This window comes from Rhizobium ecuadorense (assembly GCF_001187535.1).
GTDB classification, from domain to species: Bacteria; Pseudomonadota; Alphaproteobacteria; order Rhizobiales; family Rhizobiaceae; genus Rhizobium; species Rhizobium ecuadorense.
This window is the reverse complement of record NZ_LFIO01001699.1, coordinates 1-265: the sequence shown is the minus strand read 5'-3', so window position 1 is coordinate 265 and position 265 is coordinate 1. Positions and strand designations below refer to the sequence as shown.

At 61.1% G+C, this 265-nt stretch carries 1 protein-coding gene; it reads right to left on the bottom strand.

Translation table 11 applies throughout. From position 1 onward, the window contains the following. The coding region (locus tag AF337_RS33075) for an FAD/NAD(P)-binding protein (protein ID WP_160320409.1) at positions 1–265 on the bottom strand (265 nt) is incomplete at both ends.

The following is a 265-nucleotide window of genomic DNA, read 5'->3' as shown; positions in this document are numbered from 1 at the left end:
GATCGAAGGCCAGCGCGCTGCTATAGCGTTCAACGCATCCCGCCGCCTTGGCCTTGATGAAATCGACCCGGCAACGGCCGTCCCGCTTTCGAAGCAGCCGTGCAAGCGTATCGCGAACATAAAGACCGTAATCGCTGCGCGAGGCGAAATCGCCTGCCTGCGTCAGGCGGCCATGGCTTTTCAGCCAGTCGACAAAGTCGTCGGGTTGATGCGGCAACAGGCTCATGCGGCCGGCGGGAACATTGAGGCGATGGAGATAGAGCTC